Genomic DNA, 22,507 nt, shown 5'->3' on the forward strand with positions numbered 1-22,507 from the left:
GTTCAGAACGGAAGCGCGGGTTCAGAACCCGCGAGCGACGGATGCCGCGGCGGCCAGCCACGCGCGCTGCGTCCGCTTCGCGAGCGCTCCGTAGCGCAGGTGACCGTCGACCATCTCGTGGTCGAACGGGACGCTGACGACATCGCGCGCCAGCGCACGGTAGCCGCTCACGACGTTCTCGATCTCGGTGGGCGTCGCCTTCGGGTCGGCTTGCGACACCACGACGACGGACTGCTGCGCAAGACGCGCGGAGCGCTCGTCGCGATCCTCGAGGGCTTCGAGCAGGAGCGCACCGGCCTCGGCGTGATCGGCACGCGTCGTCGTCGCGACGACCAGCTGATCCGCATGGTCGATCATCCGCAGCCACATGGGATCGGATTCGTCGTTGCCCGAGTCGATGATGATCAGCCGGTAGAACTTGGCCGCGACCGCGTGGATCGCGTCGACGTCGGCCGGGCTGAGGCGGTTCTCATGCGCGAGTCGGATCGGCTTCGAGCGCAGCACGTCGTACTTCTCCCGAGGCTGGTGGTGCATGTACTGCGCCAGGTCGGCGGACTGCGCGCCGGTTCCGAGCAGACGTCCGACCTCGGGGAGCAGCTCCAGCAGGGTGCGGTCGTGCGGCCCGGCGTCGGTGCGCCAGCCCAGGGTGCCGCGGGTCTGATTGTTGTCCCAGGCCAGCACGCCCGCACCGCCGTAGCGAGCGAACACGGCGGAGAGCAGGATCGTGGTCGGGGTCTTGCCGGCGCCGCCCTTGCCGTTCACGACGGCGATCGTACGGGGGCCGGGCCAGTGCTGACTCACCGCGAGCTCGTCGTCGCGCGAGGACTGCTCCTGCGACGACGGGCGCACCCGGAAGCCGAGACGGTTCAGCACACCGCGGGTGCCTTCGCGCGCCGGTTCCTCCGGACGCTCCTGCTGCAGGAAGGAGCTCCGTTCCCGGAGCGCGCGACGCGATGCAGGCTCGATCACGGGCGGCGTGGCCGGCGCAGAGGAGAAGGCCGGAGCACCGGCGGGCGGGGGCGACGTGAACGCGGGCGCGACGGGGGAGGGCAGCGGTGGTGCCGACGCGGGCGGTGCCGATGCGGGCGGTGCCGATGCGGGTGGTGCCGACGAGAACGGGCCGGACGCGAGAGTGGCGGAGGTGATCGGCGCCGACGGCACGGGCGTCGGCGAATCGGACGGCCGCGAGACGGGCGCAGGTGAACCCGGAGCCGGCGAGACCGGTGCCGGCGAGACCGGTGCGGGCGAGGCCGGGGGAGGCGAGACCTGCACGGGCGAGGCCGGCGCCGGAGTGCTCGGAGCAGAGGAAACGACTCCCGAAGGCGGTGACGCGACCGGGGAAGGCGAGGGTGCCGCACGAGATGGCGCGGGTGCCGCCGAGGTAGGCGCGGGTGCGGCCGGCCTCGGGACGGTGTCCTCCGGGAAGTCGTCGTCGCGGTCCTCTGCCAGGCGCTCCTCCCGGGCCGCCGCGCGCGTCCGGCGATACGGCGGCTGCGCGGGCAGCGGCGGTACCGGGGGGACGTCGGCGGGGAAGAGGGGGACCGAGTCGACGAGCGGCGGCGTGTCGCCGGCCGCGGGCGTGGCCTCGGCGGGAGTGGAGTCTTCGTGCGGTCCGGACATGATCCTTCAGCCTAGCTCCTGCGTTTCGGGGCGCATTTCGCTGCATTTGGAGGCCGCCCTCGCGCGCGGTACCCTCAGTTCTCGTGCGTCCGAGACGGGTGTGCCGGACCACGGATCTGAACTTCCGAGCTTAGGAACCCATGAACGACTTCGCGCAGTCCCCCTCGCTCACCCTTCTTCCCGCGGTCGATGTCGCCGGCGGCAAGGCGGTGCGGCTGACGCAGGGCGAGGCAGGAACCGAGACGAGCTACGGCGACCCGCTGGATGCCGCAGGGGAGTGGGTGTCGCAGGGCGCGCAGTGGATCCACCTCGTCGATCTCGACGCGGCCTTCGGTCGCGGCAGCAACGCGCCGATCCTGCGCAAGGTCATCAAGCAGTTCAAGCACGTCAATGTCGAGCTGTCGGGCGGTATCCGCGACGACGCGACGCTGGAGGCGGCGCTGGAGAGCGGTGCGACCCGCATCAACCTCGGCACCGCCGCACTCGAGAACCCGGAGTGGGCCGCCGACGTGATCGGACGTTACGGCGAGGCGATCGCCGTCGGCCTCGACGTGCGCGGCACGACGCTGGCTGCACGCGGCTGGACCAAGGAGGGCGGGGACCTCTGGGAGGTGCTCGACCGTCTGGAAGACGCCGGTTGCAGCCGCTACGTCGTCACCGACGTCACGAAGGACGGCACCCTGCGCGGCCCGAACCTCGAGCTGCTCCGTGAGGTCGCCTCGCGCACGCCGAAGCCGGTCGTCGCGTCGGGTGGCATCTCGAACCTCGACGACATCGCCGCGCTCCGCGAGCTCGTGCCGCTGGGCGTCGAGGGAGCGATCGTCGGCAAGGCGCTGTATGCCGGGGCGTTCACGCTGGCTGAGGCTCTGGATGTCGCAGGGGACTGACGACGGTCACGGCGACCACGGGCACGGCGCTGCCGGCTCGGGGAACCACGCCGACTCGGCGGGCGTCCCCTGGGAGGGCCGCAGCTTCGAGTCGAACCCGCACACCGGCGACGACGGATCGGCGGACCCGACGCTGCTCGACGCCCTGCTGCGCTTCCGTGCCGGCGACGGATCACAGGCCGAGGTCGTCGACGCCTTCCGTTCCGCGCGCGTGCTGATCCCCCTCGTCGCCGAGAAGGGCGAGGAAGGTGTCGCCCCGAGCGGACTGGCGGTCGACAAGACGCAGGAGCTCTCGATCGTCACGGTCGCCGCCCCGGACGGTCGCCGTGTGCAGCCCGTGTTCTCCTCGGTGGAGTCCATGCAGAAGTGGGATGCCGCAGCGCGGCCGATCCCGGTGGACGCGACGAGGGCCGCTCTCGCGGCATCGGCCGATGACACCGACCTCATCGTGCTCGATCCGACGTCCGACACGGAGTTCGTCATCCGCCGGCCTGCGGTGTGGGCGGTCGCGCAAGGGCATGCCTGGGAGCCGAGCTTCCTGTCGCCCGAGGTCTTCGGCGCACTGCAGGAGAGCGTCGCGCACGAGCTCGCCGTGATCGATGTCGCGGTCGCGGCCGGAGATCCGGATGCCCGCCTGCGGGGTCCCGAGCTGATCGTCATCCTCGAGCTGATCGACGGCCTGGAACGCGAGGTGCTCGACGCCGTGCTGTCGCGCCTCGCGCAGCGCTGGGCCGCCGACGACCGCATCGCCGTGCTCGCCGACTCGCTCACCGTGAAGCTCCGCCGCAGCGCCTGACCGGCTTCGGTAGGGTGGCCGCATGCGCAGAGCGGCCGCCGTGATCCTGACCGGGCTGCTCCTGCTCGGCCTGACGGGCTGCATCTCCCCATTCCAGAACGCCTGTCCGGCGATCGGATGGCTGAACGCGGTGACGGTCGACACGAGCGCGATCCCGGGTGTGTCCGCCGTGCAGTTCTGCGTCAAGGGGGAGTGTTCGCCGGCACCCGGAAGCGAGACCGACGACGACGGCTCGCTCTTCTGGGTGAACGCCGAAGAGGGTGGCTGGGTCCTCTCGCTGGACATGTCCGCACCGGAGGTGATCACGCTTCGCCTCTTCGACGCGAACAACGTACTCATCCGAGAGTCTGAGGAGTCCATCTCCTGGACACACTCCGACGACCCCTGCGGCGGCCCGTCCACCGCCGAGCCTCTCATCCTCGAACCCTGACCCGAAGCACAACCTCGTATCTCCCGCCCGCATTCAACGGCGCGTCACGGTTCCGGAAACCTGAGGGCGCAGCGCTCCCGCTGGGAGCGAGCATCGGGAGGGGCCCGCGCAGCGGGAGGGAACCCGCTCTGCGAGCGAAGGCGGGAGCGCTGCGCCCGCCCCCATGAGACCTACCCGAAAACGAGAGACCCTAGTTGACCGGCCCCGTCCACTTCTCCCCGGGCCCCTTGCCGATCGGGTCGGGGATGGGGGAGGCTTCGCGGAAGGCGAGCTGGAGGGAGCGGAGCCCGTCGCGCAGGGAGCGCGCGTGCATGTCGCTGATCTCGGGGGCGCCGGCGGTGATGAGTCCGGCCAGGGCGTTGATGAGCTTGCGTGCTTCGTCGAGGTCGAGCTGAGCTGCGGCATCCGGGTCGTCAGCGAGCCCGAGCTTCACGGCGGCCGCGCTCATCAGGTGGACGGCGGCGGTGGTGATCACCTCGACGGCGGGGACGTCGGCGATGTCCCGGGTGGCCGATGACGCTGCTTCCTCCTGTCGGGCCCAGCGCTCTTCGCGCTCGCGTACAGCATCGTCCGGTGCCTGGTTCGTCACTTCGCCTTGCCTTCTGTTAGACTTCAGCGGGCTCCGGAGCATCATGCTCCGGAACGAAAGAGGATTCACTTCCCACCCGCGCTTGCCGTTCAAGGCTACCGGGTCCAGCACTCCGCCGGTTCTGATCGAGAGATCGAGACGGTAGCAGGGTGCGAGCCGGTGTCTGAATGCCGGCGGGTGGGGACGATTCCGAATTCGGCTGTGACGCAGAGGGCGTCGCGGTGGCTGAATCACATCGTCTAAGGAGCACCTATCAGCGATCCCCGCACCAATGAGCGCATCCGCGTCCCCGAGGTCCGCCTCGTCGGTCCCGCGGGTGAGCAGATCGGCGTCGTCCGCATCGAGGCCGCGTTGCGCCTTGCGCAGGAAGCCGATCTCGACCTCGTCGAGGTTGCCCCCAACTCGAAGCCGCCCGTGGTCAAGATCATGGACTACGGCAAGTTCAAGTACGAGGCCGCCCAGAAGGAAAAGGAAGCTCGCCGCAACCAGGCGAACACGATCCTGAAGGAAGTCCGTTTCCGTCTGAAGATCGAGGCGCACGACTACACGACCAAGCTCAAGCGCGCCGAGGGCTTCCTCAAGGCCGGAGACAAGGTCAAGGCGATGATCCTCTTCCGCGGTCGCGAGCAGTCGCGTCCGGAGCAGGGTGTGCGTCTGCTGCGCAAGTTCGCCGAAGACGTCGCCGAACTGGGCACGGTCGAGTCGAACCCGACCATCGACGGTCGCAACATGGTCATGGTCGTGGCGCCGCTGAAGAGCAAGTCCGAAGCCAAGCAGGAGCAGAACGCGGTCCGCGACGCACAGCGCGCCGCCAACAAGCAGGCGGCCCGTGAGGCCAAGAGCGAGTCGGACGCTCCCGCCGAGGCGACCGCGGAGTAACTCCCGCCCCAGAACTCCCGCACCGCGGGTTGACACCGTCGCCTGAGAAGGCGCCATACGAAGGAAGAGAAGATGCCGAAGCAGAAGACCCACTCGGGTGCTAAGAAGCGCTTCAAGATCACCGGCAGCGGCAAGCTGAAGAAGCAGCAGGCCGGGATGCGCCACAACCTCGAGCACAAGTCGAGCCGCCGCACCCGTCGTCTGAACCAGGACCAGGTGCTCTCGAAGGCTGACACCAAGGTCGCGAAGAAGCTTCTCGGCCGCTGATCGCGCCCGAACGCACGAATAGGAACACAGGAAAATGGCAAGAGTCAAGCGGGCAGTAAACGCCCACAAGAAGCGCCGGGTCATCCTCGAGCGCGCAAAGGGTTACCGCGGTCAGCGTTCGCGCCTCTACCGCAAGGCCAAAGAGCAGGTCATCCACTCCCTGGTCTACTCGTACCGTGACCGTCGCAAGCGCAAGGGTGACTTCCGTCGTCTCTGGATCCAGCGCATCAACGCTGCGGCACGCCAGAACGGCATCACCTACAACCGCTTCATCCAGGGCCTCGGCCTCGCGGGTGTCACGGTCGACCGTCGCATGCTCGCCGACCTCGCGGTCAACGACGCAGCGACGTTCACGACGCTCGTCGAGACGGCGAAGAAGGCTCTGCCTTCCGACGTCAACGCACCGAAGTCGGCTGCGTAAGCATCTCTTCAGACAGGGCGCTCTCCTTCGGGAGGGCGCCCTGCGGCGTTTCCGGAGGCGGTGCCGACGAAGACTCGGGTGACGGCGATGTCGACGACGGATGCCGCGGCGACGGCCGCGGCGTAGACGACGATGTCCCGGGGGTCGAAGCCGGAACCGAGGACGATTTCGATCGGCGGGAAGACCGCCGCCCACTCTCGCGGCAGCGCGGTGAGCTGCAGCAGCTCGACGCCGGTGCACACCGCGAACGCGATCACGGCGACCACCGGTCGAGGCGCCCCGGGTGCGACCAGCACCACCAGCAGATAGATGAGCACGGCGTACAGGGCGTCGCCGGCGATGTCGCCGATCGTGCCGCCGACGCTGCGATGGAAGAGCAATCCGAGACCGACGGTCACCGCGGCGAGCACGGCGACGGCGACCCGTCGGCGGAGGAAGGACGCCGGGGGATCGTTCGTCATGAACGCACCATATCCCGATGGTGCGAGAAGCAGCCGTGCGCCTCCTAGACTGTGATCGTGCTGGAGAACCCCCGCTCCCCCCGAGTCCGTGCCGTCGCGAAGCTGACCAAACGCAGTGCTCGAACCGAGACAGGCCTGTTCCTTCTCGAAGGTCCGCAGGCGGTCCGTGAAGCGCTGACCTACCGTCCCGAGGCGATCGTCGAGCTCTTCGCGACGCCGAACGGCTGGGAGAAGCATCCCGACATCCGTGCGAAGGCCGCCGAGGCCGAGGTCGACGTCGAGTACGTCACCGAATATGTCCTCAACGCGATGGCCGACACGGTCACGCCGCAGGGACTGGTGGCGGTCGTCCAGCAGACGCCCACGTCGGTGCGCGACATCTTCGCCGCGTCGCCTCGTCTCGTCGCGATCTGCGAAGAGGTGCGCGATCCCGGCAACCTCGGCACGATCATCCGCGCCGCCGACGCCGCGGGTGCGGACGCCGTCGTGCTGACCGGACGCACCGTCGATCCCTACAACCCGAAGGTCGTCCGCGCCACGACCGGATCGCTCTTCCACCTTCCGGTCTCGGTGGCCGGCGACCTCGCCGATGTCGTGGAGCGCGCGCATGACGCGGGCCTGCGCATCCTTGCCGCGGATGTGAAGGGCGACGACCTGCTCGAGGCGCGTGCGGAGGGACTCCTCGCCGAACCCACGGGCTGGCTGTTCGGCAACGAGGCCCGCGGTCTCGAGGAAGACGCCCTCGCCCTCGCCGACAAGGTGCTCAAGCTGCCGATCTTCGGCAAGGCCGAATCACTGAACCTCGCGACCGCCGCCAGCGTCTGCCTCTACGAGAGCGCCTTCGCCCAGCGGGCGGCGTCGCCGGGCTGACACGGCGGGTCGATGCGCGATCGCGGGGAGCAGAGTCGATGCGGATTCTGATCGTGGAGGACGACGAGCGGGTGGCTGCCGCGCTCGAGGCGTTCCTCGCGCGCTCCGGCTACGCCACGGTGCGCGCGGCCGACGGCGCCTCGGCGCTCGAGCTGTTGGGCGTCGACACCGAGGTGGTCCTGCTGGACCTCGGGCTGCCGGATGTCGACGGGATCGACCTGTGCCGGCGCATCCGCGGCCGCTCCGACGTGCCGATCGTGATCGTGACGGCGCGCAACCAGGTCACCGAGCGCATCCTGGGGCTCCGCGCGGGAGCCGACGACTTCGTCGTGAAGCCGTACGACGTGCACGAGCTGCTCGCACGGATCGAAGCCGTGACGCGCCGTTCTCGGCCGACGCGCACCGAATCCGAGGCGCGCGTGCTGCTCGACGGCGGCGAGGTGCAGATCGATCTCGTGGGCCGCCAGGTGCTCGTCGAGGGCGGAGTCATCGACCTCACCCGCAAGGAGTTCGACATCGTGGCCGTGCTCGCGCGGTATCCCGGCGTCGCCGTGCCCAAGGAGCGCCTGATCCGCGAGGTGTGGAACACCGACTGGCGCGGCTTCGGGCACTCTCTCGAAGTGCACGTCGGCGCGATCCGCAAGAAGACCGGGGACCGCCGTCTCATCGAGACGGTGCGCGGCGTCGGCTATCGGCTCGCGGGGTCCTGAGCGATGCGTCGCCGCCTCATCATCGTCTTCCTCGTGCCGCTCGTCGCGATCCTGCTGTCGCTCGGAGGCGCCGCCGGGTGGGGCGCCGCGCGCAGCGTCCAGCAGGCGTTCTACGCCGAGCAGCTCGGCGACCTCGGGTACTTCGTCACGAGTGCCCGGCAGTCGCTGAGGTCGGGGAGTTCCGCGGTCGTCGACGCGGAGGCTCTGCGGTTCCAGGAGGTCTACGGCATCGATGTGACCGTGTTCGATCTCGCCGGCAGCGTCTGGGCGACGGGTGCGCAGGACACCGCCGTGCTCTCGGACGACGACGCCGAGCGCGTGCGGCTGGCGCTGTCCGGTCGCCGCGCGGAACCGCCGGGGGCGGTGTTCCCGTGGATCTTCACGGATGCGGCACTCGTCGAGCCGGTGTTCGACGACGGCGACGTCATCGGCGCGGTGCGGGTGTCGGCGGATGTCGCTGCGCCGCGTGCGGCGATCCTCCAGCAGATCCTCGTGCTGTCGGCGATCGCGGCGGCGCTGATCGCACTCGGTGTGCTCCTCGTGTTCCGGCTGGCGCGGTGGGTGCTGTCGCCGGTGCGGCGACTCGACGAGGCGATGGTCGCGATCGAGCGCGGCGAGATGGACACCCGTGTCGCGGAGGACACCGGGCCGCCGGAGCTGCGACGCATGACGCGGGTCTTCAACGGCATGGCCGACGAGATCGAACGCGTGATGACGCGGCAGCAGGAGTTCGCCCTGAACGCCTCGCACGAGCTGCGCAACCCGCTCAACGCCCTGCTGCTGCGCGTGGAGCATCTCGCCACCGGTCTCGGCAGCGAGTGGCGCGGCGATGTCGAGGAGACCCGTGAGGAGGGGCGCCGCATGGCGCGCATCCTCGAGACCCTGTTGGGGCTCGCCCGCGGCGGCCGCAGCGACTCGACGATCTCGGCCGTCGACCTCGCGACCCTGGCCGCCCGACGCACGGAGGCCTGGCGGGAGGTCGCGAGCCAGCGCGGGATCGCTCTGCGCCGAGTCGGGGATGCGTCGGTGATGAGCGTCACCGACCGCACGATCGTGGAGAGCGCGTTGGACGCGGTGATCGACAACGCGATGAAGTTCTCGCCCGCCGGTACCGCGGTCGAGGTGGGCGCGTGGCGTGACGGCGAGGTGTGCCTGATCTCGGTGCGCGACCAGGGCCCCGGGCTGACGGACGAGCAGGCGGCGTCGGCGACCGACCGGTTCTGGCGCAGTGAAGACACCAGGAGCATCCCGGGCTCGGGGCTGGGGCTCGCGATCGCCACCGATCTGCTGGCCTCCGTCGGCGGCGAGCTGACCGTGTCGTCCGCGGAAGGCGACGGTCTGACCGTCTCGCTGCTCATCGGCGACGGAGCGACCACGTGATCCGGTCGCGACGGCGCGTCTTCGCCGGACTCGTCGCGCTCACGCTGCTCGCCGCGCTGGCGGCCTGCACGCCGCGCGCGAGCGAGTGGACGGGGCAGGAGTACACGATCGCCGGCGGAGGGCCGACGGGCGTCTACTTCGACTACGGCACCCACCTCGCGGACGAGCTCTCGCAGTCGCTCGACATCCGCATGACGGTCGACGAGACGGCCGGATCCGTCGACAACCTCCTGCGCGTGGACTCCGGCGAGGCGCTGATCGGCTTCGCGCAGGGCGATGCCGCAGCGGATGCCGTCGCCGGGGCGGGGGCTTTCCCCGAGCCGCTCGAGATCCAGGCGATCGCGCGACTGTACGACGAGTACGTGCACGTCGTCGTGCGCGGAGACTCCGAGATCGACGGCGTGGCCGACCTCGCGGGGAGAGACGTCTCGCTCGGGGCCGAGAACTCCGGAGTGAACGTCATCGCGAGACGTGTCCTCGACGCTGCGGGTGTCGACGCGGCATCCGTGCGCAACCCGCAGCTCGACCTCAGCGGGTCGATCGAGGCGATGGAGAGCGGCGAGATCGACGGCTTCTTCTGGGTGGGCGGGCTGCCGACCCCGGGGATCGCGGAGCTCGCCGAGCGGATGCCGGTGCGCCTGCTCCCGATCGAGCAGGACTGGGTGATCCAGGTGAACGAACAGTATTCGCATGCGTACCGCCCGGCGGACGTGCCCGAGGGCATGTACGGCCTGGAGGAATCAGCATCCACGATGGCGGTGCCGAACTACCTGGTCACCTCGACATCCACTCCGCCCGGCGTCGTGCGCGACGTGCTGGCCGGCCTCTTCGATGCCCGGCCGCGCATCGCGGAAGAGGTCCCGGCGGCGGCGCTGCTGGATCGTCGTCAGGCGATCTTCACCGGTCCCGTCTCGCTGCATCCCGGTGCCATCGCGTACTACCGGGACCTGCGCGACTGAGCCCTCGATCCCGTTCTCAAGAAATCCTCAAGAACTCTGACACCGCGTCGGCGCTCTGACACTCTGAGGTCGATCGTGCACGATCAACGGTCCCGCTGCTCGCAGTCGTCGGGGGTGAAGCGCAGCGGCAGGACCAGATCCACGGCCCGCGGGGGCGGGCCGTGGATCGCCCGTGCAGAGACGCCCGGGTGAGCACGGTCCCGTGTCACGAACATGTAAATCTCGGCGCCGTTCCTGGAGCCGCGCGTACGACCTGGCTAGTTTGGAGAAATGATGACCTCTGGTACGCCCCTCGTCGTGGTCGACAACGTTCAGAAGCACTACGGCGACTTCCAGGCGCTGACCGACATCGACCTGACCGTCGACTCCGGCGAGGTCGTGGTCGTGATCGGTCCGTCCGGGTCCGGGAAGTCGACGCTGTGCCGCACGATCAACCGGCTGGAGACGATCACCAGCGGCAGCATCAGCATCGACGGCAAGCCCCTCCCGGCCGAGGGCAAGGGGCTCGCGAACCTCCGCGCCGACGTGGGCATGGTGTTCCAGTCGTTCAACCTCTTCGCCCACCTCACGATCCTCGAGAACATCACCCTCGGACCCATCAAGGTGCGTGGCCTCAAGAAGGCAGATGCCGAGAAGGAGGCCATGGTCCTGCTCGAGCGCGTCGGCGTCGCGCAGCAGGCCTCGAAGCTCCCGGCGCAACTCTCCGGCGGGCAGCAGCAGCGCGTCGCGATCGCTCGCGCCCTCGCGATGAAGCCCAAGGTCATGCTCTTCGATGAGCCGACCAGCGCGCTCGACCCCGAGATGATCAACGAGGTCCTCGACGTCATGGTGGGCCTCGCCCAGGAGGGCATGACGATGATCGTCGTCACGCACGAGATGGGATTCGCGCGCAAGGCCGCCGACCGCGTCGTCTTCATGGCCGACGGCCGGATCGTGGAGGAGGCGACTCCCGAGGAGTTCTTCACGAACCCTAAGAGCGATCGTGCCAAGGACTTCCTGTCGAAGCTCCTCACGCACTGAGCCTCTGCACCCGAAGCTCACACAGACCCTGCACACACAGCAACTGAAGGAGACGCACATGCGACGCACACGGACACTGGCAGGCATCGGAATCGCGGCGGTGGCCCTGCTGGCGCTCACGGCCTGCAACAGCGGCAGCCCGTCCGACCCCGGTGCCGGCACCGGCGGCGGCGACGAGGGCGGCGAGGAGTCGACCTGGTTCGAGGTCGCCACCGACGTCGACCTCGAGGGAAGCCCCACGTTCGACAAGATGAAGGAAGACGACAAGGTCGTCATCGGCGTCAAGGAGGACCAGCCCGGTCTCGGCTACCTCGACGTGACGACGAACGAGCGCACCGGCTTCGACATCGACATCGCCCGCTGGATCGCCGCCTCGCTCGGCTTCGACGAGGACAAGATCGAGTTCAAGCCGATCGCCTCCGCGAACCGCGAGCAGGCCATCGTGAACGGCGACGTGGACTACTACGTCGGCACCTACTCGATCAACGACAAGCGCAAGGAGCAGATCGCCTTCGCCGGTCCGTATTTCATCACCGGTCAGGGCCTGCTGGTCGCGGCCGACAATGAAGACATCAAGAGCGAGGCGGACCTGTCCGCCGACACCACCGTCTGCTCGGCGACCGGCTCGACGCCCATCCAGAACATCCGGACCAACTTCCCGGAGGTTCCCACGAAGGAATTCGACCTGTACTCGGCTTGTGTCGAGGCGCTGCTCTCCGGTGAGGTCCAGGCGGTCACGACCGACCAGGCCATCCTCATCGGCTACGCCGCGCAGGATCCCGACAACCTGAAGGTCGTCGGCGAGCCCTTCACCGAGGAGCGCTACGGTGTCGGCCTCGCGAAGGACGACGCCGCGCTGCAGGAGTTCATCAACAAGATGTTCACCGACGGCGGCGACATCTGGCAGGCGATCTTCGACAAGAACCTCGGTTCGTCGGGCATCGAAGTCTCCCAGCCCACCGTCGACTGATCGGCTCGAGGGGGCGGTCGTCCGTGGCCGCCCCCTCCTCAGAACCCGGAAGGGGAGGGCGGCGTGGACGTCATCTTCGGAAACCTCGATCTGTGGGGGACAGCGCTGCGCAACACGCTGCTGATCTTCCTCGGCGGCGGTGTGCTCGCGCTCATCCTCGGCATCATCGTCGGCGCCGCCCGCGTCGCCCCGGTACCGATCGCGCGCGCTGTCGGCACGGTGTACGTGAACCTGATCCGCAACACCCCTCTCACGCTCGTCTTCTTCTTCTTCATCTTCGGATACCCGCAGCTCGGACTCCCGAAGCTCAGCACCACGGTGCTCGGCATCCTCGCGATCGGCATCTACACCGCGACCTACGTCGCCGAAGTGATCCGCGCAGGAATCAACACCGTCCCCGTCGGGCAGGCGGAGGCCGCCCGCGCCATCGGACTCCCGTTCGGCCAGGTGATGTCGCTCGTGATCCTGCCGCAGGCCTTCCGGTCCGTCGTCCCGCCGATGATGAGCGTGTTCATCGCTCTGCTGAAGAACACCACGGTCGCCGCCGGCTTCTCCGTGGTCGAGCTCGGCGCCATCCGCTCCTACATGAGTGAGCGCGGCGAGAACGCCCTCGTCGTGCTGCTCTGGGTCGCGGTCATCTTCGTCGCCCTCGTCATGCTGCTCAGCTGGCTCCAGCGCTATCTCGAGAACAAGTGGAGGATCGCGCGATGACTTCCGTCCTGTACGACGTACCCGGCCCCAGGGCGATCCTGCGAAACCGCCTGATCGGCGTCATCACGGTCGTAATCGTTCTCGCTCTGCTCGGCTTCATCGGCTACCGCTTCTACGAGAGCGGCCAGTTCGACCCGTCTCGGTGGTACGTCTTCACCTTCAGCGCCGTGTGGACGCAGATCTTCGGGGCTCTGGGCCGCACTCTCGCCGCCTTCGCACTCGCCGGAATCCTCGCCATCGCGCTCGGCTTCATCCTCGCCATCGGTCGACTCTCCGATCACGCCTGGATCCGCGTTCCGGTGACCGTCGTCACCGAGTTCTTCCGCGCGGTGCCGGTGCTCGTCTTCATGATGCTGCTCTACTACGGTCTGCCCGTGCTCGGCGTCAAGATGGAGCCGTACTGGGCCGTCGTGCTGGCGCTCATGGTCTACAACGGGTCGGTGCTCGCCGAGGTGCTCCGCGCCGGCGTCGAATCGCTGCCCCGTGGGCAGGGCGAGGCGGGCTACGCGATCGGTCTCCGCAAGAGCGGCGTCATGCGCCTCATCCTCATGCCGCAGGCCATCCGAGCGATGCTGCCGGTCATCGTCGCTCAGCTCGTCGTGACGCTCAAGGACACCGCACTCGGGTTCATCATCACCTATCCCGAACTCCTGTACTTCGCCAAGCAGTTGACGTCGCAGCAGGGCCGACCGGTCCTGCAGTCGGCCTTCGTCATCGGCGGTATCTACATCATCATGTGCCTGATCCTCTCGGGTGTCGCACGTTGGCTCGAGATCCGCACCCGCCGTTCGCCGAAGCTGCAGGGCGGCACTCCGGTCGGTGGCGGGGACGACCCGCGTCTCCACGGTGGAGGTACCGACACCGAGCTGATCGCGATGCAGCGCGGGGCAGGCAAGTTCGACGGCACGAGTACCGGCGCAGGCGGGGTCGGCGCCGCGTAGGCGCCGTCACCCGCGCAGTCGGACTGCCTCGCGCCGGTAGACTCGTCTCTCGTGTCTGAGTCTCCTGAAATCACCCCGGAAGCGGTCGAAGCTGCCGTCGCGGCGGCGCTGTCGGCGATCGCCGCAGCCGCCGACACCGCCGAGCTGAAGGCCGCCCGCGCCGCCCACGTCGCCGAGGGATCGCCGCTCGCGGTGCTGAACGCGTCGATGCGCCAGGTCGCCCCCGAGAACAAGGCCGCGTTCGGCAAGCTCGTGGGCCAGGGACGCGGTCAGGTGACGCAGGCCCTCGCCGCGAAGGAGACCGAGCTCGCGGCCGCCGAGGTCACCGCGCGACTCGAGGCCGAGCGCGTCGACATCACCGCCGTTCCCTCGCGCACGCGCGTCGGCGCCCGGCATCCGCTCACGCTCCTCCAGGACCAGGTGTCCGACATCTTCGTCGGCATGGGCTGGGAGATCGCGGAGGGGCCGGAGCTCGAGCACGAGTGGTTCAACTTCGACGCCCTGAACTTCGACGTCGACCACCCTGCCCGCCAGGAGCAGGACACGTTCTACGTCGACCCGACGTCGCGTCACCTCGTCATGCGCACGCACACGAGCCCCGTGCAGGTGCGCTCGATGCTCGACCGCGAGGTGCCGATCTACGTGCTGTGCCCGGGCCGCGTCTACCGGACCGATGAGTTCGACGCGACGCACCTCCCTGTCTTCACGCAGTTCGAAGGTCTCGTGATCGACAAGGGCATCACGATGGCGCACCTCAAGGGCACGCTGGACCACTTCGCGAAGCAGCTGTTCGGGCCCGAGGCCAAGATGCGCTTCCGCACCAACTACTTCCCCTTCACCGAGCCCTCCGCCGAACTCGACCTGTGGCACCCGACCTTCAAGGGCGGCGCGCGATGGATCGAGTGGGGCGGATGCGGCATGGTCAACCCGAACGTGCTTCGCGCGGCCGGGATCGACCCCGAGGTGTACAGCGGCTTCGCGTTCGGCATGGGCATCGAGCGGGGCCTGATGTTCCGCAGCGATGTGCAGGACATGCGCGACATGGCCGAGGGTGATGTCCGTTTCAGCGAGCAGTACGGGATGGTGGTGTGATGCGCGTCCCGCTTTCGTGGCTGCGTGAGTACGTCGATCTGGCAGCGGATGCGACGCCGGAGCAGGTTCTCGAGGCGCTGGTGACCGTCGGCTTCGAAGAGGAGGACGTGCACCGCTTCGAGATCGCAGGCCCCGTCGTCGTCGGACAGGTCGTCTCGCTCGAGGCCGAGCCGCAGTCGAACGGCAAGACGATCAACTGGTGCCAGGTCGACGTCGGCGAGGCGAACGGCGGCGTCCGCGGGATCGTCTGCGGTGCGCACAACTTCGTCGCCGGTGACAAGGTCGTCGTGACGCTTCCCGGTGCCGTGCTGCCCGGTCCGTTCCCGATCGCGGCGCGCAAGACCTACGGGCATGTGTCCGACGGGATGATCGCGTCGGCGCGCGAGCTGGGCCTCGGCGACGAGCACAACGGCATCGTGGTGCTCTCCGACCTCGGCATCGACGCGCCCGTCGGCACCGATGCGATCGCGCTGCTCGGTCTCGACGACGTCGCCGTCGAGATCAATGTGACGCCCGACCGCGGCTACGCGTTCTCGCTGCGCGGTGTGGCCCGCGAGTACTCGCATGCGACCGGCGCGGACTTCCGCGACCCGGCCGAGCGCGACTTCGCCGAACTGCAGCCCGGCAGCGGGCACACGGCGATCGTCGACGACCAGGCTCCGGTCCGCGGACGCGTCGGTGCGAGCGAGTTCGTCACGCGCGTCGTGCGCGACGTCGACCCCTCGCGCCCCACCCCGCCGTGGATGATCGCGCGTCTCTCGCTGGCAGGCATGCGCTCGCTCGGCGTGCTGATCGACATCACCAACTACGTGATGCTCGAACTCGGCCAGCCGCTGCACGGCTACGACCTCGACAAGCTCGCCGGAGGCATCACGGTCCGCCGCGCGACGCCGGGGGAGAAGATGAAGACCCTCGACGGCGTCGAGCGCGCCCTGCATGTCGAGGACCTGCTCATCACCGACGAATCCGGCCCGATCGGCCTCGCGGGTGTCATGGGCGGCGGCACGACCGAGATGAGCGAGACCACGCGCAACGTGCTCATCGAGGCCGCGATCTTCGACCCGACGACCATCGCCCGCTCGGCCCGTCGGCACAAGCTGCCCAGTGAGGCGTCCAAACGCTTCGAGCGCGGCGTCGACCCGCTCATCCCGTTCGTGGCCGCCCGTCGCGTCGCCGACCTCATGGTCGAGCTCGCCGGCGGCACGCTCACGGAAGAGGGCGGCGCGCTGTTCACCGAGGTCTTCGTGTCGGACATCGAACTCCCCGCCGGATTCGTGCAGGGTCTGATCGGCGTCGACTACACGGATGCCGAGATCACCGGCGCCCTCACGACGATCGGCGCGGAGGTCGCGGCCTCCGAAGCGGGCTGGACCGTCATCCCGCCGACCTGGCGCCCCGACCTCACCGACAAGTGGACGCTCGCCGAGGAGGTCGCCCGTATCCACGGTCTCGACCGCATCCCCTCCGTGCTCCCGACCCCGCCGTCGGGCCGCGGGCTCACCGCACATCAGCAGGGGCGTCGTCGTGTCGCCGACGCGCTGGCTGCCGCGGGCCTGGTGGAGACCCCCGCCTTCCCCTTCACGACCGAGGCGCAGAACGACCTGCACGGTTCGGCGTCCGGCGAACACCTGCCCAGCATCCGCCTGGCGAACCCGCTCGACGGGCAGGCGCCGTACCTGCGCCGGTCGTTGATCCCCGGGCTGCTGCAGACCGCGCACCGCAACATCGCGCGCGGCCTGACCGACATCTCGATCTTCGAGACGGGTGTCGTGTTCCTCCCGGAGCCGGGCGTCGAGTACGGCACGGACGACGTGCCGCCGCTCGGGGAGCGTCCGTCCGACGAGAAGCTCGCGGAGCTGAACGCGTCGATCCCGCCGCAGCATCGTCACGTGGCGGTGCTCTTGACGGGCAACGTCACGCCGCGTCAGCCCGGGCGTCCCGCCGAGGCCGCCGGACTCGCGGAAGCGCTGGATGCTGTGCGCGTGATCGCCGCCGCCGCCGGTGTGGAGATCGATGTCGTCCAGGCCGAGCGCGCCGCGCTCCACCCCGGACGCACCGGTGCACTCCGCGTCGGCGATGAAGAGGTCGGCTATGTGGGCGAGCTGCACCCGGTCGTGGCGGACGACGCCGACCTGCCGGGCCGCGCGACCGTGTTGGAGCTCGACCTCGACCGGATCCTCTCGCTCGCGGGTGGCCGTATCGTCGCGGCGTCGCTGTCGACCTTCACCGCTGCGACGCAGGACGTCTCGCTCACTGTCCCCGCGGATGTTCCCGCAGGTGAGGTGCGGGCAGCCCTGGCCGAGGGTGCGGGCGCGCTGCTCGAGTCGGTGCGTCTCGTGGACGACTACCGCGGCGAGGGAGTGCTGGACGGGTCGAAGAGCCTGACGTTCGCGCTCCGCTTCCGTGCGGACGACCGTACTCTCACCGCAGCGGAGGCCACCGAGGCCAAGCTCGCCGGTGTCGCGGTCGCCGCCGAGCGGTTCGGTGCGGCGCTGCGCGACTGAGCGCGGCCGATCCCCACGGCGACGTTCCGTCGAACGGTGACGGCGCCGGAGTAGCGTGGCGGGATGAGCATCCTCCCCCAGGGCACTCCGGCAGCCGTCCCCGACGGCGCGCGACCGCTCGGCGAAGGGCCCTTCCTTCCGCCGGGTGCGCAGATCGACTGGCATTACCGCAAGCCCGGGTGGCAGCCGGGGGAACCGTCGACGATCTCGCCGATGCGCGTGGTGCGCGACGACGAGCACGGGCTGGTCGCCTGGCTCGCCCCGGGAACGCTGCAGGAGTCGCAGGGAGCCCCGGACGGGCAGCGGGTGCGCACCGTTCCGCTCGCGCGACGCTGGCTGGAGGAGCGCACCCGCATCGTCGAGGAGTGGTGGGGCAACGGCGTGCTGCGCATCGCTCCGGCCGGGCTCCCGTGGTCGGTGTGGCTGTTCTGGTCCGACGTGTCCGGCCCGGAATGGACCTTCGCGGGCTGGTACGTGAACCTCGAGAACGCCCATCTGCGCACCGACCATGACACCTACTCCTCGGACCACATCCTCGACGTCGAGATCTCGCCCGACGGGACCGTGCACCTGAAGGACGAGGACGAGCTCGCCGCCGCGATCGACCAGGGCCGCCTGAGTCCCGAGCAGGCCGCGCAGATCGAGCGCCACGCCGACGCGGCGATCGCGACGTTCGAAGCGGGGGACTGGCCCTTCGACGACGAGTGGCGCGACTGGCGCCCGGACCCGACGTGGACCGTGCCTGAGCTGGCGGGACTCGACGAGCTGCGAGCAGAGGGCTGACCTCCCTGCTCTGAGCGGAAGACCTTCCTTCCGGTGTCGGATGCTGGTGACATGGACTCATGACAGACGTGCTGATCCTCGGGGGGACGGGCTGGCTCTCGGGGCGGATCGCCCGGCGATGGCTGGATGCCGGTGCGTCGGTGACCTGCCTCGCCCGGGGGGAGCGTGCCGCCCCTGACGGCGCGAAGCTCGTTCGCGGCGATCGCGACGATCGCGAGGTCTACGCGTCTCTGGTCACGCGCGACTGGGATCAGGTGGTCGACATCTCCTCGCAGGCGGCGCACGTCGCGGGTGCCGTCGATGCGCTCGGCGATCGCGCCGGTCGGTGGACGTACGTGTCGTCGATGTCGGTGTACTCCGATGACGAGACGGTCGGCGCGGACGAGTCCGCGCCCCGCCATCCGCCCGCCCGACCCGGGGACGAATACGAGTACGGCGCGCAGAAGGCTGCCGCGGAGGATGCCGTCGCGCGCCTTGCCGACCGAGCCCTGATCGTGCGGCCAGGGCTCATCGTGGGTACCGGAGACCCGAGCGACCGGTTCGGCTACTGGGCGGCGGCGTTCACGAGGGCCGGTGATCAGCCCGTGCTGCTCCCGCCCGTCGACGGCCGCACCACGCAGGTGATCGACGTCGACGACCTCGCCGCCTACGTGGTCTCGGCGTCGACGAGCGGCGCGGTCAACACGATCGGCGACGTGCATCCGCTGGCCGACGTGCTGGACGCGGTGCGTGCCGCGTCGGGGCATACGGGCGAGACGGTCGTCGCGACCGAGGAGTGGCTTCTCGCGCAGGGCGTCGAGTACTGGATGGGGGCGCGTTCGCTCCCGCTCTGGCTGCCCGCGGACATGACCGGCTTCATGAGTCGCTCCAACACGCTGTTCCACAGGACCGGCGGCACGCTCAGGCCACTCGCCGAGACCGTCGCGGAGGTCGTCGCCGACGAGCGTGCCCGCGGAGTGGATCGCGACCGCCGAGCAGGACTCACCGGAGCGGAGGAGCGGGCTCTGCTGGCCGAACTCGGTCGCTAGACTTCGAGCAGTGACACGGGGTGCCGCATCCGCGGCTGAGAACAGACCCGTCGAACCTGATCTAGTTCGTACTAGCGAAGGGATGTCGCCCATGAGCGATCGTCTGCGTCCGGAATCCGTCATCGACCTCGCCGATTCGGCCGGGACACTGCTGGAGGTGCTGCGCGACGCCCCGCCGTTGACGCACTGCATCACCAACGCCGTCGTCACGGGCTTCACGGCGAACGTCCTGCTCGCCGTCGGCGCGGCGCCCGCCATGGTCGACATCGTCGACGAGGCGGGGATGTTCGCCGGAGTCGCCTCGGGGCTGCTGATCAACCTGGGCACTCCGACGCCCGAGCAGCGGACGGCGAGCCTCGAAGCGGTCGCCGGGGCCACGGCATCCGGGACGCCGTGGGTGCTCGATCCCGTGGCGATCGGCGCCCTCCCGATCCGCACTGCCCTCGCGCACGAGCTCGTCGCGCAGCGTCCGACGGCGGTGCGGGGGAACGCCTCCGAGATCCTCGCCCTCGCCGGCCTCAGCGCGGGTGGGCGCGGCGTGGATGCCACCGACAGCACGGATGCCGCAGCCGAGGGCGCGGCATCCCTCGCTCGACGGTTCGGCAGCGTCGTCGCCGTCTCCGGTCCGATCGACCTGATCACGGACGGCGACCGAGTGCTGCGCCTGGCGAACGGTCACGAGCTGCTCACCCGGGTCACCGGGGGCGGCTGCGCTCTGGGGGCCGTGATGGCCGCGTTCCTCGGAGCGGCGAGGTCCACGGGGATCGACGCGCTCACCGCCGTGGCATCGGCGAGCCTGGTCTACACGATCGCGGCGGAGCAGGCGGCGCGGTCGTCGTCCGGCCCCGGCAGCTTCGCCGTCGCACTGCTGGACGCGCTCGCCGCCGTGAGTCCCGACGATCTCGTCACCGCGGCCCGCGTCGAGGGCGGCACGCTGTGATCGCGGACCTCTCGCTCTACCTCGTCACCGATCCGGGCCTGTGCGGGGAACGCGGCGTCGTCGAGACCGTGCGTCAGGCCGTCGACGGGGGAGTGCGCATCGTGCAGCTGCGCGACAAGTCCGCGACCGACGCCGAGATCGTCGATCAGCTCCTCGAGCTCTCGCGGGCGATCGACGGCCGCGCCCTCCTCGTCGTCAACGATCGCCTGGATGCCGCCGTCACCGCCCGTGAACGCGGGGCACGCGTGGACGGCGTGCATCTGGGGCAGGGGGATGCCTCGGTACTCCGGGCCCGCGCGGTGCTCGGACCCGACGCGCTCATCGGACTGACGGCGAACAGTCCAGCGCACCTGGAGGCGGTGCTGGCGCTCCCACCCGGCACCGTCGACCACCTCGGGGTCGGCGTGATCCGTCCCACGAGCACGAAGCCCGACCATCCGCCGGCGCTGGGGATCGAGGGCTTCCGTGCGTTCGCCGCCGCGAGCCCGCTGCCGTGCGTGGCGATCGGAGGAGTCGGCATCGACGACAACGAAGCGCTCCGAGAGGCGGGGGCGGCGGGACTCGCGGTCGTGTCAGCGCTGTGCGCGGCCGAGGATCCGCGCGGGGTCGCGGCCGATTTCCGTCGGCGCTGGCACGCCGGTGCGGCACCGCGCGTGCTCAGCATCGCGGGCAGCGATCCCTCGGGAGGCGCGGGGATCCAGGCCGATCTCAAGTCGATCGCCGCGAACGGCGGTTACGGCATGGCCGCGATCACGGCGCTGACCGTGCAGAACACGCAGGGCGTTCGCGGTGTGCACGTGCCGCCGGCGGAATTCCTGAGGGCTCAGCTGGAGGCGCTGTCGGACGACATCGTCATCGACGCCGTCAAGATCGGGATGCTGGCCGACGCCGAGGTCATCCGTGTCGTGGGGGCATGGCTCGACGCCGTCCGACCTCCGATCGTCGTGCTCGACCCGGTCATGGTCGCGACCTCGGGTGACCGGCTGCTCGATCCTGAGGCCGAGGGCGCGCTGCGCCGCCTCCTCCGCCGCGCGCACCTGATCACTCCGAACCTCGCCGAACTCGCCGTGCTCACAGGCCGCCACCTCGACGATTGGCCGGATGCGCTCGCCGCCGCCGAAGAACTGTCCGCGGAGATCGGGGCTGCGGTGCTCGTGAAGGGAGGGCACCTGCACGGTGACGACGCGCCGGACGCCCTGATCGACGCACGACGCGGGTGGCGGCAGGAGTTCGCCGGCACCCGCATCGACACGCGGAACACGCACGGCACCGGCTGCTCGCTGTCGTCGGCCCTCGCCACTCGACTCGCGAGGGGGGAAGATGCTCCGACGGCCGTGCGCACGGCTCGTGCCTGGCTGCGGGAGTCGCTGCGGAACGGCGAGTCGCTGCGCGTCGGACGCGGTCACGGCCCGGTCAGCCACTTCTCCGGTCTCTGGTCGCGCGGCGGTGTCGACACACGCCCGGCGGCCGCCGAGATCGAGGCGGAGTGGTGGCAGCACATCGCCGGCATCCGTCGCGCGATCGATGACCTGCCCTTCATCCGCGCGCTCGCCGACGGGACCCTCGATCGCGAGCCCTTCGTGTTCTACCTGGCGCAGGATGCCCTGTACCTGCGCGACTACGCACGCGTGCTGGCCGAGGCGGCGCGGCTCGCGCCGTCCTCGGCGGAGCAGGCGTTCTGGGCGAACTCGGCGCACGGCGCCATCGTCGGCGAGCTCGAACTGCACGCGTCATGGTTGAGCCCGTCACAGGGCGTCGGTGCCGAGACCTTCGCGTCGGAGCCGTCATCCACCACCACGGCGTATCTCGACCACCTGCGCTCCGTCGCGTTCGGCGGCGACCACCGTGTACTCGTCGCTGCACTGCTGCCCTGCTTCTGGCTCTACACCGACCTCGGGCGGCGGCTGCACGCGGGGGAGTTCGGAGACCATGCTCGCGATCCGCGGCATCCGTACGCGTCCTGGCTCGAGACCTACGCCGATCCGGTCTTCGCGGAGGCGACCCGGCAGGCGATCGATATCGTCACGGCCGCCGCCTCGTCGGCAGACCACGAGACCAGGGAGCGGATGCGGCGAGCGTTCGAGGTGTCGAGCGCCCATGAACTCGCCTTCTTCGCGGCGCCGCTGGAGGTCCGTCCGGTCGTGTGACGGCGCGGATTTGCGGATGCCGCTCCGCCCGCGCTACTGTCGCGACATGCCTTCGGCCGTCTCCGCTTCGATCACGCTCGTTCCGAGCGTCATCGTCGTGCG

Annotated in this window: 23 protein-coding genes and 1 riboswitch; of the genes, 20 read left to right on the forward strand and 3 right to left on the reverse strand. The window is 69.7% G+C overall.

Features of this window, described 5'->3' with window-relative positions; translation table 11 throughout:
* Positions 1-21: 21 nt before the first annotated feature.
* Entirely contained in the window at positions 22-1,620 is a 1,599-nt protein-coding gene (locus LC452_RS20060) for an AAA family ATPase (RefSeq protein ID WP_223628522.1), read from the reverse strand.
* A gap of 140 nt (positions 1,621-1,760) precedes the next feature.
* On the opposite strand from LC452_RS20060, the gene priA reads away from it, so the two are divergent.
* From priA to LC452_RS20075, 3 genes are read left to right on the forward strand one after another with little or no spacing between them, the layout of a single operon-like run.
* Entirely contained in the window at positions 1,761-2,507 is a 747-nt protein-coding gene (gene priA, locus LC452_RS20065) for a bifunctional 1-(5-phosphoribosyl)-5-((5-phosphoribosylamino)methylideneamino)imidazole-4-carboxamide isomerase/phosphoribosylanthranilate isomerase PriA (RefSeq protein WP_223628523.1), read from the forward strand.
* Positions 2,491-3,303: an SseB family protein gene (locus tag LC452_RS20070; RefSeq protein WP_223628525.1), complete on the forward strand. Its 813-nt coding sequence runs from the start codon at positions 2,491-2,493 to the stop codon at positions 3,301-3,303. The genes priA and LC452_RS20070 overlap by 17 nt, the downstream gene beginning before the upstream one ends.
* Positions 3,304-3,325: 22 nt before the next feature.
* Positions 3,326-3,733, forward strand: coding sequence for a hypothetical protein (locus tag LC452_RS20075; protein WP_223628526.1), 408 nt, complete (start codon positions 3,326-3,328; stop codon positions 3,731-3,733).
* Positions 3,734-3,923: 190 nt separating this feature from the next.
* Here the strand turns inward: LC452_RS20075 and LC452_RS20080 are convergent, their stop codons facing one another.
* The gene (locus tag LC452_RS20080) at positions 3,924-4,322 is read right to left on the reverse strand and encodes a DUF1844 domain-containing protein (RefSeq protein ID WP_223628527.1); all 399 of its coding nucleotides are present in this window, start codon (positions 4,320-4,322) and stop codon (positions 3,924-3,926) included.
* A gap of 252 nt (positions 4,323-4,574) precedes the next feature.
* Here LC452_RS20080 and infC point away from each other — a divergent pair, with 252 nt between their 5' ends.
* The 3 genes from infC to rplT all read left to right on the forward strand — a co-directional run bounded on the left by infC (position 4,575) and on the right by rplT (position 5,889).
* Positions 4,575-5,201, forward strand: a complete 627-nt coding sequence (gene infC, locus LC452_RS20085) for a translation initiation factor IF-3 (RefSeq protein WP_223628589.1) — start codon at positions 4,575-4,577, stop codon at positions 5,199-5,201.
* Between the two features lie 72 nt (positions 5,202-5,273).
* Positions 5,274-5,468: a 50S ribosomal protein L35 gene (gene rpmI, locus LC452_RS20090; RefSeq protein WP_017828564.1), complete on the forward strand. Its 195-nt coding sequence runs from the start codon at positions 5,274-5,276 to the stop codon at positions 5,466-5,468.
* Positions 5,469-5,502: 34 nt separating this feature from the next.
* Complete coding sequence (gene rplT, locus LC452_RS20095; RefSeq protein ID WP_029262486.1) at positions 5,503-5,889, forward strand: 50S ribosomal protein L20; 387 nt, start codon at positions 5,503-5,505, stop codon at positions 5,887-5,889.
* A gap of 8 nt (positions 5,890-5,897) precedes the next feature.
* Here the strand turns inward: rplT and LC452_RS20100 are convergent, their stop codons facing one another.
* Positions 5,898-6,350 carry a DUF2809 domain-containing protein gene (locus LC452_RS20100; RefSeq protein ID WP_223628529.1) on the reverse strand — a complete coding sequence of 151 codons (453 nt, stop codon included), beginning with the start codon at positions 6,348-6,350 and terminating at the stop codon, positions 5,898-5,900.
* Between the two features lie 57 nt (positions 6,351-6,407).
* On the opposite strand from LC452_RS20100, the gene LC452_RS20105 reads away from it, so the two are divergent.
* From LC452_RS20105 to LC452_RS20170, 14 genes are all read left to right on the forward strand, one after another.
* Positions 6,408-7,220, forward strand: coding sequence for an RNA methyltransferase (locus LC452_RS20105; protein ID WP_223628531.1), 813 nt, complete (start codon positions 6,408-6,410; stop codon positions 7,218-7,220).
* A 38-nt stretch (positions 7,221-7,258) separates the two neighbouring features.
* A complete protein-coding gene (locus LC452_RS20110; protein ID WP_223628532.1) occupies positions 7,259-7,930 on the forward strand; it encodes a response regulator transcription factor in 672 nt (223 codons plus the stop codon).
* A gap of 3 nt (positions 7,931-7,933) precedes the next feature.
* Positions 7,934-9,310 carry a HAMP domain-containing sensor histidine kinase gene (locus LC452_RS20115; RefSeq protein ID WP_223628534.1) on the forward strand — a complete coding sequence of 459 codons (1,377 nt, stop codon included), beginning with the start codon at positions 7,934-7,936 and terminating at the stop codon, positions 9,308-9,310.
* The gene (locus LC452_RS20120) at positions 9,307-10,269 is read left to right on the forward strand and encodes a TAXI family TRAP transporter solute-binding subunit (protein WP_223628536.1); all 963 of its coding nucleotides are present in this window, start codon (positions 9,307-9,309) and stop codon (positions 10,267-10,269) included. The genes LC452_RS20115 and LC452_RS20120 overlap by 4 nt, the downstream gene beginning before the upstream one ends.
* Before the next feature lie 270 nt (positions 10,270-10,539).
* A complete protein-coding gene (locus LC452_RS20125; protein WP_374197790.1) occupies positions 10,540-11,289 on the forward strand; it encodes an amino acid ABC transporter ATP-binding protein in 750 nt (249 codons plus the stop codon).
* A gap of 58 nt (positions 11,290-11,347) precedes the next feature.
* Positions 11,348-12,259 (forward strand): glutamate ABC transporter substrate-binding protein, encoded by a 912-nt coding sequence (locus LC452_RS20130; RefSeq protein WP_223628538.1) that lies wholly within the window; start codon positions 11,348-11,350, stop codon positions 12,257-12,259.
* 63 nt (positions 12,260-12,322) lie between these two features.
* Positions 12,323-12,970, forward strand: a complete 648-nt coding sequence (locus LC452_RS20135; RefSeq protein ID WP_223628540.1) for an amino acid ABC transporter permease — start codon at positions 12,323-12,325, stop codon at positions 12,968-12,970.
* Positions 12,967-13,911, forward strand: a complete 945-nt coding sequence (locus LC452_RS20140) for an amino acid ABC transporter permease (RefSeq protein ID WP_223628541.1) — start codon at positions 12,967-12,969, stop codon at positions 13,909-13,911. Before LC452_RS20135 ends, LC452_RS20140 begins: the two co-directional genes overlap by 4 nt.
* Positions 13,912-13,962: 51 nt before the next feature.
* Complete coding sequence (pheS, locus tag LC452_RS20145; protein ID WP_223628543.1) at positions 13,963-15,003, forward strand: phenylalanine--tRNA ligase subunit alpha; 1,041 nt, start codon at positions 13,963-13,965, stop codon at positions 15,001-15,003.
* The gene (pheT, locus tag LC452_RS20150) at positions 15,003-17,507 is read left to right on the forward strand and encodes a phenylalanine--tRNA ligase subunit beta (protein WP_223628546.1); all 2,505 of its coding nucleotides are present in this window, start codon (positions 15,003-15,005) and stop codon (positions 17,505-17,507) included. Before pheS ends, pheT begins: the two co-directional genes overlap by 1 nt.
* Before the next feature lie 63 nt (positions 17,508-17,570).
* Entirely contained in the window at positions 17,571-18,290 is a 720-nt protein-coding gene (locus LC452_RS20155) for a DUF402 domain-containing protein (RefSeq protein ID WP_223628547.1), read from the forward strand.
* Positions 18,291-18,349: 59 nt separating this feature from the next.
* On the forward strand, positions 18,350-19,318 hold the full coding sequence (locus tag LC452_RS20160) for an NAD-dependent epimerase/dehydratase family protein (RefSeq protein ID WP_223628549.1): 969 nt from the start codon (positions 18,350-18,352) through the stop codon (positions 19,316-19,318).
* Positions 19,319-19,324: 6 nt separating this feature from the next.
* A riboswitch (TPP riboswitch) is annotated at positions 19,325-19,418 on the forward strand.
* Positions 19,410-20,258 (forward strand): hydroxyethylthiazole kinase, encoded by an 849-nt coding sequence (thiM, locus tag LC452_RS20165; protein WP_223628551.1) that lies wholly within the window; start codon positions 19,410-19,412, stop codon positions 20,256-20,258. Its footprint overlaps the riboswitch before it by 9 nt.
* Positions 20,255-22,405, forward strand: coding sequence for a bifunctional hydroxymethylpyrimidine kinase/phosphomethylpyrimidine kinase (locus LC452_RS20170; RefSeq protein ID WP_223628553.1), 2,151 nt, complete (start codon positions 20,255-20,257; stop codon positions 22,403-22,405). Before thiM ends, LC452_RS20170 begins: the two co-directional genes overlap by 4 nt.
* The last annotated feature ends 102 nt before the right edge of the window (positions 22,406-22,507 follow it).

This window comes from Microbacterium sp. EST19A (assembly GCF_019969685.1).
Taxonomy (GTDB): Bacteria; Actinomycetota; Actinomycetes; order Actinomycetales; family Microbacteriaceae; genus Microbacterium.

What these genes read in the sequence shown, in the direction of transcription:
- LC452_RS20060 (WP_223628522.1), bottom strand. Translation starts at nt 1,620, where the DNA reads ATGTCCGGACCGCACGAAGACTCCACTCCCGCCGAGGCCACGCCCGCG.
- priA (WP_223628523.1), top strand. Translation starts at nt 1,761, where the DNA reads ATGAACGACTTCGCGCAGTCCCCCTCGCTCACCCTTCTTCCCGCGGTC.
- LC452_RS20070 (WP_223628525.1), top strand. Translation starts at nt 2,491, where the DNA reads ATGTCGCAGGGGACTGACGACGGTCACGGCGACCACGGGCACGGCGCT.
- LC452_RS20075 (WP_223628526.1), top strand. Translation starts at nt 3,326, where the DNA reads ATGCGCAGAGCGGCCGCCGTGATCCTGACCGGGCTGCTCCTGCTCGGC.
- rpmI (WP_017828564.1), top strand. Translation starts at nt 5,274, where the DNA reads ATGCCGAAGCAGAAGACCCACTCGGGTGCTAAGAAGCGCTTCAAGATC.
- rplT (WP_029262486.1), top strand. Translation starts at nt 5,503, where the DNA reads ATGGCAAGAGTCAAGCGGGCAGTAAACGCCCACAAGAAGCGCCGGGTC.
- LC452_RS20100 (WP_223628529.1), bottom strand. Translation starts at nt 6,350, where the DNA reads ATGACGAACGATCCCCCGGCGTCCTTCCTCCGCCGACGGGTCGCCGTC.
- LC452_RS20110 (WP_223628532.1), top strand. Translation starts at nt 7,259, where the DNA reads ATGCGGATTCTGATCGTGGAGGACGACGAGCGGGTGGCTGCCGCGCTC.
- LC452_RS20115 (WP_223628534.1), top strand. Translation starts at nt 7,934, where the DNA reads ATGCGTCGCCGCCTCATCATCGTCTTCCTCGTGCCGCTCGTCGCGATC.
- LC452_RS20125 (WP_374197790.1), top strand. Translation starts at nt 10,540, where the DNA reads ATGATGACCTCTGGTACGCCCCTCGTCGTGGTCGACAACGTTCAGAAG.
- LC452_RS20130 (WP_223628538.1), top strand. Translation starts at nt 11,348, where the DNA reads ATGCGACGCACACGGACACTGGCAGGCATCGGAATCGCGGCGGTGGCC.
- LC452_RS20140 (WP_223628541.1), top strand. Translation starts at nt 12,967, where the DNA reads ATGACTTCCGTCCTGTACGACGTACCCGGCCCCAGGGCGATCCTGCGA.
- pheT (WP_223628546.1), top strand. Translation starts at nt 15,003, where the DNA reads ATGCGCGTCCCGCTTTCGTGGCTGCGTGAGTACGTCGATCTGGCAGCG.
- LC452_RS20155 (WP_223628547.1), top strand. Translation starts at nt 17,571, where the DNA reads ATGAGCATCCTCCCCCAGGGCACTCCGGCAGCCGTCCCCGACGGCGCG.
- LC452_RS20160 (WP_223628549.1), top strand. Translation starts at nt 18,350, where the DNA reads ATGACAGACGTGCTGATCCTCGGGGGGACGGGCTGGCTCTCGGGGCGG.
- thiM (WP_223628551.1), top strand. Translation starts at nt 19,410, where the DNA reads ATGAGCGATCGTCTGCGTCCGGAATCCGTCATCGACCTCGCCGATTCG.